8 protein-coding genes are annotated in these 10,059 nt (G+C 38.7%); 5 read left to right on the forward strand and 3 right to left on the reverse strand.

What is annotated here, in order from left to right; translation table 11 throughout:
* Nucleotides 1–35: 35 nt before the first annotated feature.
* The 3 genes from CHX27_RS02575 to CHX27_RS02585 form a co-directional block, all read right to left on the reverse strand.
* Entirely contained in the window at nt 36–1,985 is a 1,950-nt protein-coding gene (locus CHX27_RS02575) for a glycosyltransferase (protein WP_094485203.1), read from the reverse strand.
* Nucleotides 1,986–1,994: 9 nt separating this feature from the next.
* Nucleotides 1,995–2,996, reverse strand: a complete 1,002-nt coding sequence (locus tag CHX27_RS02580) for a glycoside hydrolase family 130 protein (RefSeq protein WP_094485204.1) — start codon at nt 2,994–2,996, stop codon at nt 1,995–1,997.
* A gap of 429 nt (nt 2,997–3,425) precedes the next feature.
* Entirely contained in the window at nt 3,426–4,376 is a 951-nt protein-coding gene (locus tag CHX27_RS02585; protein ID WP_094485205.1) for a PhoH family protein, read from the reverse strand.
* 119 nt (nt 4,377–4,495) lie between these two features.
* Here CHX27_RS02585 and CHX27_RS02590 point away from each other — a divergent pair, with 119 nt between their 5' ends.
* The 5 genes from CHX27_RS02590 to dnaN all read left to right on the forward strand — a co-directional run bounded on the left by CHX27_RS02590 (nt 4,496) and on the right by dnaN (nt 9,305).
* Nucleotides 4,496–5,341: an SAM hydrolase/SAM-dependent halogenase family protein gene (locus CHX27_RS02590; RefSeq protein WP_094485206.1), complete on the forward strand. Its 846-nt coding sequence runs from the start codon at nt 4,496–4,498 to the stop codon at nt 5,339–5,341.
* Nucleotides 5,338–5,637, forward strand: coding sequence for a putative quinol monooxygenase (locus tag CHX27_RS02595; RefSeq protein WP_094485207.1), 300 nt, complete (start codon nt 5,338–5,340; stop codon nt 5,635–5,637). Before CHX27_RS02590 ends, CHX27_RS02595 begins: the two co-directional genes overlap by 4 nt.
* Nucleotides 5,638–5,686: 49 nt before the next feature.
* A complete protein-coding gene (gldF, locus tag CHX27_RS02600) occupies nt 5,687–6,412 on the forward strand; it encodes a gliding motility-associated ABC transporter permease subunit GldF (protein ID WP_094485208.1) in 726 nt (241 codons plus the stop codon).
* Nucleotides 6,413–6,414: 2 nt separating this feature from the next.
* On the forward strand, nt 6,415–8,109 hold the full coding sequence (gene gldG / locus CHX27_RS02605; protein WP_094485209.1) for a gliding motility-associated ABC transporter substrate-binding protein GldG: 1,695 nt from the start codon (nt 6,415–6,417) through the stop codon (nt 8,107–8,109).
* Between the two features lie 80 nt (nt 8,110–8,189).
* The gene (gene dnaN, locus CHX27_RS02610; RefSeq protein ID WP_094485210.1) at nt 8,190–9,305 is read left to right on the forward strand and encodes a DNA polymerase III subunit beta; all 1,116 of its coding nucleotides are present in this window, start codon (nt 8,190–8,192) and stop codon (nt 9,303–9,305) included.
* The last annotated feature ends 754 nt before the right edge of the window (nt 9,306–10,059 follow it).

A 10,059-nucleotide genomic window follows, 5' to 3' on the forward strand; every position in this document is an offset into this window, starting at 1 on the left:
CTGGAAATTAATTTAATACAATTTTTGTCGTGTACTTAGAATTTTCCATCAAAAAATACTCGCGAGAGTATAAATTCGAAACTTTCACAAGCTATTTCTTTAAAAGTGGCATTATCTGTAAATAAAGCCGCTTGCAATAAAGCTTCGGGCAGCAAACTATTCGCATACGTTAAATAGCTTTCAAACCAATTCCAGTTGCTGGTTTTTTCATGTAAATACATTTGAACTAATCTGTGACTAAATAATTTTACCAATTCACTATTTTCTTGTCGCCCATCGGCTACTAAAGCTTTGATTATAAAAGCCATAGCTCGCGTCGAATGGATATGTTTAACGTTGTTAATTCCATTGTCGAACAGAGTGAGAGCTAAATTTATCAATCTCTCAGGTATAAATTGTTTTTTAGAAATGACCGTTCCAAGCGCCCACAGCGCACGACCGTTGCTGTCTTCTAAATTTTCACGATAGTTTTGATCTGTGAATTTCCCTGTTACATCGACATAATTTAAGAAGCTGCCGTCGGGTTGCTGACAATAGGCAATGAAGTTCAAATAAATTTCGAGAAGATCAATCAGTTTTTTTTGTAGGCCATGAATATGAACTTCACTTAGGGCAATAAGTGCTCTTGCATTATCATCAAGTGTATATCCTGTTGAAAGATCAGGTGTCGATAGATTTGAAAATTGAATCATACCGAACTTATCTGTTAATTTAAAGATGTGTTTTAATTCGATAGGCGGAATTTTATATCGAAACTGAAGTGCATTCCTAGTTAACTTCTGAAATAAATCGACGTGCGCAATGGCTGAATTCCTCCAATTAGTTTTAGTAATCTTATGAATCACATTTAGCGAAATTCTCTGACGAAGATCATGGTCGCCTAAAAGTTTGACTATCTCGGAAGCTAGCGTTTTCGAATCGTTAAAGGGAACAATTACTCCATTTTCTTCGTCGAGCAGTTCTACAGCGTGCGGCATAGGGGTTGATATCACTGGGCAACCAGCAGCTAGAGCATACGAAAACGTACCACTTACTGCTTGACTAGCGTCTTTAGATGTAAACAGGTAGATATCTGTTAATTGCAGATAGGTCTGTAACAAATCCAGAGGTAAATACGAATCAATCATCCTTACATTTCGCGCTACTTGTAATTCGCTAATTCGTTTTTTCAGCGAATCTCTGTACTTCTCGCCTCCTTGTCGGTATACTTCAGGATGTGTTTTTCCCAAAAGCAGGAATAAGACATTCGGGAACTTTTCAACAACTCTTGGCAAAGCTTCGATGGTTGTTTCAATACACTTACTCTCACTTATTAATCCAAAAGTGGTTAAAATTTCCCGATTAGTTAGATGTAGTTTCTGCTTAAGCAATTCATTATCAATCTCCAAAGGTAGGTGCGTCCCGTGCGGAATAACTTGAATTTTTTCTTTTTTTATTCCATATTCATCACTTAATATTTTTACTGCCGAACAGGTCATTACAATAATGTATTGTGCTGTGTCTGCTAAATCTCTTACTTTCTTGAAAAGCATAGCATCTGGATTTGGCAAAACTGTGTGAAAAACCAAGATTACAGGAGTTGCTAGATTTGCAATAAATTCGATAAGTTGGGATTCAGTGTTTTTGAACAAGCCAAATTCATGTTGAATTACAATCAACTTTACTGATTTATTCGCGTTAATCTCTTTTAGATTTAATGAATAGCTCTCTGGCTTGTCGGTATTTAAAACGTATAGCGGTTCATCTTCGTAATCGAATTCCGCTTTATCGTTTTCGAGTGCGCAAATCTCTGCAGTAAAATTTTGTTCGAAATGTTTTCGTATAGCAGTAATTAGATCTGCGGTATACGTAGCAATTCCGCATTCACGCGGAGGAAAAGTACTGATAAAAAGAATTTGTGCCGTTTTAACTTCGGCTCTATTGATAAATCTTTTCTTTCTGCTAAATGCAATAATGCTCTTTAAGTGTAGGTTATTTGTTTTCATTAGATAAGGCTAATTTTTAAATTTCATTAGTTCGGATAATAGCGTATCGTATGCAACGGCAGCAACAGCAATTCTTGTGTCGGCTGCTCCGTAGTAAATGAATAAGAATTCTTTTTCTAGCAAGAGTCCGGTTGGAAAACAAACGTTATCGACTTCGCCTTGCATTTCCCAAAGTTCTTCTGGAACAAACAACGGATATGGAAGGCGCGACAACTCAATTTGTGGTTTTTCAAGATCCAATAAAGCGGCGCAAACGGCATACACATTTCTACCGCTTAAGCTTTGTACACCATGGTAAATAAGCAACCAACCAAACTGCGTTTCTAATGGCGGACAACCGCTGCCAATGTAATCCGATTCGTGATCGTACTTGGGTGCTAGAACAATAAAATCAGCATACTTATCGAAATATAAGTTCCAAAATGTTGTTGTGAGTTCTGTAAAAGAAGTAATTCCAACTACGATTTGAATGTTAGGTTTAATTCGGTGGAGAAAGTAAAATTTATTTTTGATTTTTCTAGGAAACAAAACCAAATTTTTGTCCCAAATAAGAGAAGATGTCGATCGACCATCTTCATCAACAAACTGATTTTCAATACTTAATTTCGAATTCAGCTCATTACGTGAAATCTTAGGGACAATTATTCCTTGTTTCTCCCAATGCATTAAATCAATCGATGTAGCTAAAGCTCCAAGCGCATTAATACCGTCGTATGCCGTGTAAGTAATGTAATAAACATTTTCAATTTTAACGATCCTTGGGTCTTCCAAACCATGACTTTCGTATGGAAATTCACTAACAATCAAAGGTCGTTCACTTCTAAAAGAAAGCTGCGTCGGACTAGAAAATTTGCAATAGCCTATAGTTGAAAAGTTTCCCTTGGCAACAGCTCGATAAAACATAAAAATCTCAGAACCAACCTTAATAACGGCCGGATTCAATACTCCAACAGATTCAAAATAATGCTTCGTGGATTCTAAAAGAACACCAAATCGTATCACATTTATCATAATAAAAAGGAACGTTTAAGAAGTAGTAATAGCTGTTTTCAGCTACATAAATGGTTGATCGTAAGCTCAATTAAAAAGCATTGCGATACTTTACTGATGAGCCAAACTGTTGAAATATTTATATGAAATCGAAAAAATAAAGGAATGAGGTGCTGGAAACTATTTCTAGTTGATTTTAAGCTGAATACCTGTATTCCTGAAGATGTAGTAGTAAAAGTAGTGGTAAAGCTGCTTTTTTGAGAATGAGTAGACTAAACCTAATTAGCACTCTTTCAAATCTTTATAAAGATACGTGTTTTAAGTTAACAGCTGTTCTTTGGGATGTTAATTAAATCACATAAAATCATATATTAATGCTGAAAATAAAAAAATCCCTATCACCGCACGTAGTTCACGGTAATAGGGATTTAGAGGATAAAAAATTAGAACTTAATCGTGATTTTCGATTTTCTTGTATGCATCAATTACTTTCTTCACCAAACGGTGACGTACAATATCTTTATCGTCAAGGTAAATGATACCAATACCGTCGATGTCTTTCAAAACCAGTAAGGCTTCTTTAAGACCGCTGATGGTACGGCGCGGTAAATCAACCTGCCCCGGATCTCCGGTAATCATAAATTTGGCGTTACGTCCCATTCGCGTCAAGAACATTTTCATCTGCGAATGCGTGGTATTTTGCGCTTCATCCAAGATTACAAAGGCGTTGTCGAGCGTTCGACCGCGCATAAAAGCCAGAGGAGCAATTTGTATGATGCCTTTTAAAATGTAGTCTTCCAGTTTTTCGTTCGGAAGCATGTCGCGAAGCGCGTCATATAGTGGTTGCATGTACGGATCGAGCTTCTCTTTCATATCGCCAGGAAGAAATCCTAAATTTTCTCCAGCTTCAACGGCAGGTCGAGTCAAAATAATACGCTTTACCGTTTTTTCTTTTAGTGCTTTCACAGCCATCGCCACGCCTGTGTAGGTTTTTCCGGTACCGGCAGGACCAACAGCAAAAACCATGTCGTTTTTCTGAAGCGTATCAACCAATAACTGCTGATTTGGAGTCATGGCTTTGATGATTTTCCCACCTACACCATGCACTAAAATTTTATCGTGATCGCCCATGCGCTCTACATTCTGTGCACCGCCTTCAATAACGCGCTCAATTACATTATTGTCGATATTGTTGTATCTGCTAAAGTGCAGCATCAGGCGGTTAAAACGATTTTCAAACTCATCTAAAACTTCTTTTTCGCCAAAAGCTTTGATGGTTGTACCGCGGGCAACAATTTTTAACTTCGGGTAATACTTCTTGATAGTCTCCAAATGGGCGTCTTGGGCACCCCAAAAATCCTTGGGAGCAATGTCAACTAACTCAATAATGCGCTCGTTCAAATGAATTGTATTTAGTTTTTAAAACAGTTTCAAGCTTCCTTTTCATGAAGAATAATGTAGCTTTGTCTCAAATTTAGGGATTTTAATAGCCCGCGACGATTTTAGTTATAAACAAATAAATGTCAATAATTACGCTTACCAGCGATTTTGGTTTAAAAGATTATTTTGTAGCTGCGGCCAAAGCACGACTGTTTTCTTTGGCTCCAGAAGCAAAAGTTATTGATATTTCGCACGATGTCGACGCCTTTAATATTGCTGAAGCTGCCTATCTCATTCACGGAGCTTTTTCTCATTTTCCTGAGAATACCGTTCACTTAATTTTAGTTGATTACGAACGAAATCGTGAGCAACAACATGTTCTTGTTCGATATGCTAACCAGTATTTTATTGCTGCTGATAACGGAATTCTATCGCTTCTTTTAGGAAATAACGCTGTTGCGGAAATTTACGAAATCAACATTCACGAAGCTTTAGCGGAACACAACGACTTGCAAACGCTTTTGCACGTGGCGGCTCATTTAGCAAAAAATGGTGCTGTGAGCGTGGTAGCCAAGCCTAAAGAAAAACTTGCTGATACCGTAGCTCCCGAAGCCACTTTGGCGGCAAACGGAACTGAAATTCATGGAAGTGCCATTTACTTCGATCGATTTGGCAATATTGTAACCAACATTCGGAAACGCTTTTTCGATTCGTTTGCGAAAGCACATAGCTTCGAAATTTCTTTGCCTAGAGCAACGGTTTCGGGCATCGGAAGCATTAGTCGGATCGTCGAAAATTACAGCGATATTGCCAGCGACGAACGCTTTAAAATCATCGAATACAGCAGCCAGCCATTGGCAAAGTTCAACGACGCCGGATTTTTAGAAATCGCTGTTTTTCGTGGAAATCCGCAGCGAAGCGGTGCAGCGCAGAGTTTACTCGGTGTAAAATATCTGGATCCGGTGGTAATTACATTTAAATCATGATTATTCGCATCGTCAAATTACAGCTAAAACCAGATGCTGTGCCGAGCTTTTTAGCAAATTTCGAAGTTATAAAACAACGTATTCGTAACTTTCCGGGAAATCAAAAATTAGTGCTGTATCAAGATGTAGCCGATTCCTGTATCTTTTTTACCTACAGTTTTTGGGATAGCGAAGCCGCTTTAAATGCCTATCGACAGTCGGATTTTTTCGATGCGGTTTGGAGCGAAACCAAGCTCATGTTCGCTGGAAAACCTGAAGCTTGGTCGGTTAACCAAATTACCGAAGTATTCGTGTAGTATAATTCTACGCAAGCCTTACATTTGCAGCTGCAAAATTTAAAGTCGCATGAAAGCAATTTTCCTTAAAGAAATCAGAAGTTTTTTTGGCAGCGCCATCGCCTACTTGGTCATCGCGGTGTTTCTGATGCTTGCCGGACTGTTCACTTTTGTTTTTGAGGGCGATTACAACGTGCTCAATTCCGGTTACGCCGATTTCACGCCTTTCTTTAATTTGTGTCCGTGGATACTGATGTTTCTAGTACCAGCGGTAACAATGAAAAGCTTTTCAGACGAGTTTCGTATGGGAACAATTGAGTTGTTGCTCACCAAACCAATTACACATTTTCAATTGCTAGGCGGAAAATTATTCGCCGCTTTTTTCTTGGTTTTATTTGCTCTGCTTCCCACTATATTCTATTTGTTTTTGATAGGAAACCTTGCGTACGAAGGAAATTCGCTCGACTCGGGAAGCATCATCGGTTCTTATGCTGGTTTGTGCTTCCTGATACTTGCGTTTAGTAGTATCGGAACATTTGCTTCTACCCTATCCGACAATCAAATAGTTTCGTTCATTGTTGGTTTACTGATTTGCTTTTTTATGTATTTCGGATTCGAATCACTAGCTAGTTACTTCGGAACGTTTGCAAGTACTGTCGAAAAAATCGGCATGTCGGCGCACTTTAGCAGTATAAGTCGCGGTGTTATCGATAGTCGCGATTTGGTTTATTTCATCAGCATCGGCGCACTTTTTTCCGTTCTAACTCTATTTCGTTTACAAGCCAAAATCAAATAACGATGAAACAGTTTTCATACAAACAACTCGGATTCTTAGTCGCAGGCCTAGTACTGCTTAACATACTTAGTGCTTTTTTCTTTTTTCGTTTGGATTTAACCGCCGATTCGCGCTATACCTTATCGCAACAAACTTTAGAGATCGTAGATAAAATCGATAAGCCGCTGTATTTAGATGTTTTTTTGGAAGGAAAATTCCCGGGTGAATTCAAACGTTTGCAAACCGAAACCTTGCAATTACTCGAAGAATTTGAAGCGCGAAATTCAAACATTAAATTCGAGTTTGTAAATCCTTTAGAGAACGAAACGAAACAAGATTCTGTTATTCAAGCCTTTGTTGAACGTGGTTTAATGCCCGTTCGCGTAAGCGTGCAAGAAAAAGGTGTAGAATCGCAAGAAACGGTTTTCCCTTGGGCGGTAGCAAGTTTGGGTGATAAATCGACTAAAATACCGTTGTTGAAAAACGGATTAAATCCCGACACACAACAAAAAGTGATTAGTAGTGTACAACATTTGGAATATGCTTTTGCAAATGCCATCAAAATTGTAAGCACCGAAAAGACTAAGAAAGTTGCGGTAATGAAAGGAAACGGCGAAATAGACGATATAAAAATTGCCGACTTTATTACGTCTGTTCGCGATCAATACCGCATTGGTACTTTTACGCTCGACTCTGTGGGAACAAATCCGCAAAAAGCTGCCGCCTATTTAAAAAAGTACGATTTAATTGTCGTAGCGAAGCCAACGGAAGCTTTTAGCGATGCTGAAAAACAGGTGCTCGACCAATTTGTAATTCACGGTGGAAAATCGGTTTGGTTGATGGACCAAGTGGCGATTGAAACCGATAGTTTGTTCAACGAACGCGGATCGGCAATTGCATTTCCTAGAAATCAGACTTTAAATCTAGACGATCTATTCTTTAAATACGGAATTCGAATTGCTCCTGTATTGGTAAAAGACATCGGACAAGCAACACCAATTGCTTTAGCTACAGGACAGCAAGGAAGCAATACTACTTATTCGCAATTTCCGTGGTTTTACGCGCCGTTTTCGTATCCGCCGGTAACTACAGATAATCCGATAGTCTCGAATATCGATGGTGTAAAATTTGAATATGCTAATGGAATAGAATTGTTGAACAACAACATCAAGAAAACAGTTTTGTTGGAATCTTCTAAGTTTTCAATCGCTGTGGGCACACCTGTAGAAGTGCAGTTGAGTATGGTAGAAGAGCGACCCGATCAGGCAACTTTTGCAAATGCAGTTCCGATTCCTTTAGCTGTTTTATTGGAAGGAAAGTTTACATCGGTTTTTAACAATCGCGTACTGGCCTTTCCCGATAAAACGTTTTTGGGTGTGGCAAAGAAACCGACGGCTATGATAGTGATTGCCGATGGTGATGTGATCAAAAATCAGTTTGATTCAAAAGGTGTTCCTTTGGAGTTGGGATTTGATAAGTGGACCAATAAGTTTTACGGCAATAAAGAATTTATTTTAAACAGTATCAATTACTTACTCGACGACAGCAAACTTATCTATTTAAGAAATAAAGAAATAATTTTACCGATACTCGACCGCAATTTAGTAGCCGAAAACTACGTGAATACACAAATTTACGCCATCGTTTTACCGCTAATTGCACTGGGTCTTGCTGGAGTTCTTATCTTTTATTTCCGAAAACGAAAATACGCGCGTTAATGTTGAAAAATAGTTTAGCGCGAATACTTGTAAAACTTCAAAATTAGTCTCATTTTTACCCCTTATAAAAGTTCACACTTATGAAATTTATAGTTTCCAGTTCATACTTACTAAAACAACTTCAAGTGTTGGGAAGTGTTATCAACAACAACCACACGATGCCGATTTTAGAGAATTTTCTATTCGAGCTCAATCAGTCGCAACTAACCGTTTCAGCTTCGGATTTAGAGACCAAAATGTCGGCAACACTGGAAATCGAATCGGAAAGTGAAGGAAAATTCGCCGTTCAAGCAAAATTATTGCTCGATATGTTGAAGACGTTTCCGGAACAGCCACTTACCTTTACTGTGGAAAATGCTGCAGTGGAGATCAGTTCAAATTCAGGAAAATATGCTTTATCGGCAGTTTCTGGTGAAGATTTCCCAGATTCAGAACAACTACAAGATCCATCTTCAGTAAGTATTCCTGCGGAAATATTGGCAACCGCAATCACCAAAACCATTTTTGCAACCGGTAACGATGAGTTGCGTTTGGTGATGATGGGCGTTTTGTTTGAATTTTCTCCGGAAGGATTAACGTTTGTTGCTACCGATGCGCATAAATTGGTGAAATACGAGAGAACCGACGTGAAATCGAGCGAAGAAGCTGCTTTCGTAATGCCGAAGAAGCCTTTAAATATTCTTAAGAACATCCTACAAACCTCGGATTCTGAAGTTAAAATCGAGTATAACAAATCGAATGCAACATTTTCGTTCGACAATGTGGTGCTTACTTGTCGATTAATCGACGGAACGTACCCGAAATACAATCAGGTTATTCCAAAAGAAAATCCGAACAAACTGATCATTGATCGCAATTTATTCCTAACATCGGTAAAACGTGTGTCGATTTTCAGTAGTCGTTCTACGCACCAAATTCGCTTAAAGATTGCCGGTGCCGAACTCAACATTTCTGCCGAAGACGTTGAATACTCAAACAAGGCCGATGAACGCATGACTTGCGATTATCAAGGCGACGATATCCTGATTGGCTTTAATTCCAAATTTCTATTGGAAATGCTAAACACTTTAACGTCCGACGAAATTCAGCTCGAAATGTCGTTACCAAACCGTGCGGGAATCTTAACTCCTGTCGACGGTCTCGATGAAGGCGAAAAAGTCATGATGCTGGTAATGCCGGTTATGATTAACAGCTAAATACCAAGCCACTCTTTATGAGTGGTTTTTTTTTTGGCGTTCCGGCGGCAAGCGTCTGGTGGAAATATATCACCGCCGTCGGGATTTTCTCTACCCCCAATAGTTATCGGAGTGTTTTACGGCATAAATGCCACCGCTAAACAGGATTTTCGCTGCACTCCCTAACGCGAAAATCGTTACCAGAGGTTCGATCAATAAAAAATTACACTTTTATCTTTTGTTTGATGGCACAAGACACCGTTTTGAGTTTGCCTATTTGAGGAGCAGTAAGAACTTACTTAATTTGCGAAAATTTTATCTTTTGTAGAGCGAAAATCAACCGATATTTCACATACGCAACTAGCTGATTGAATATATCTTAACCCTAGGTATTATTGCAATATTACGTTTAGATTTTCACAAAGCCCTTAAATGAGTTTTCGATGCCGTGCGAGCTAAAAATTATCTTTTCGATTCCCAGTCCGTGTCAATTTCTACATAATAGTATTATAAGCGAATAGTCGGCTTTACAATTATTCAGTTGTAATATTGCAAAATTACCTCGGATTAACTAATAAAAAATCAATAGGTTAATCATTTGAAAAATCGCAGTTTTTTAAAGCATATGATCGCTTAAAAACCTAACGTTAATTCACAGACGGCAGTGGAAACGAACGTTAAGTGGGAAAGCTGTTCCGGCAGCAGTCAACGTGGAAACCCCGCAAGTGCGGCAGGCGTAAAAACAGCCGCGGCGGTACGGCGACCAAAGGAAGCC

The organism is Flavobacterium aurantiibacter, assembly GCF_002251775.1.
Lineage (GTDB): Bacteria > Bacteroidota > Bacteroidia > Flavobacteriales > Flavobacteriaceae > Flavobacterium > Flavobacterium aurantiibacter.

Excerpts from the sequence above, each read along its gene's own strand:
- CHX27_RS02575 (WP_094485203.1), bottom strand. The coding sequence starts at position 1,985 with ATGAAAACAAATAACCTACACTTAAAGAGCATTATTGCATTTAGCAGA.
- CHX27_RS02580 (WP_094485204.1), bottom strand. The coding sequence starts at position 2,996 with ATGATAAATGTGATACGATTTGGTGTTCTTTTAGAATCCACGAAGCAT.
- CHX27_RS02590 (WP_094485206.1), top strand. The coding sequence starts at position 4,496 with ATGTCAATAATTACGCTTACCAGCGATTTTGGTTTAAAAGATTATTTT.
- CHX27_RS02595 (WP_094485207.1), top strand. The coding sequence starts at position 5,338 with ATGATTATTCGCATCGTCAAATTACAGCTAAAACCAGATGCTGTGCCG.
- gldF (WP_094485208.1), top strand. The coding sequence starts at position 5,687 with ATGAAAGCAATTTTCCTTAAAGAAATCAGAAGTTTTTTTGGCAGCGCC.
- gldG (WP_094485209.1), top strand. The coding sequence starts at position 6,415 with ATGAAACAGTTTTCATACAAACAACTCGGATTCTTAGTCGCAGGCCTA.
- dnaN (WP_094485210.1), top strand. The coding sequence starts at position 8,190 with ATGAAATTTATAGTTTCCAGTTCATACTTACTAAAACAACTTCAAGTG.